1 pseudogene is annotated in these 287 nt (G+C 69.0%); it reads left to right on the top strand.

Going from position 1 to position 287, the window contains the following annotated elements:
* Positions 1-287, top strand: a pseudogene (locus IO39_RS56450) (hypothetical protein); the annotation flags it as partial.

The following is a 287-nucleotide window of genomic DNA, read 5'->3' as shown; positions in this document are numbered from 1 at the left end:
ACGCCTCGGCGCCGACCGAGTACCGCTTCCCGATCTCGGCCCCCGAGGGCAGCATGCTGGAGGTCGAGGACGACGACGGCACGGTCCTGATCTACAACAACGACTTCTACCTCGGCGAGATCGACCTGCCGTGGGCCAAGGACGCCAACGGCAACCCCGTGCCGACCTCGTACCGGGTGGAGGGCATGACGCTCGTCCAGACCGTGAACCACGCGGGCGCCGCCTACCCCGTGGTCGCCGACCCGGCGCTGAAGCTGCAGTGCGAGTGGTGGAAGGCCATGTGCCGG

The sequence above is a fragment of the Nonomuraea candida genome, from assembly GCF_000725485.1.
GTDB classification, from domain to species: Bacteria; Actinomycetota; Actinomycetes; order Streptosporangiales; family Streptosporangiaceae; genus Nonomuraea; species Nonomuraea candida.
This window is presented reverse-complemented; position numbering and strand designations above follow the sequence as displayed.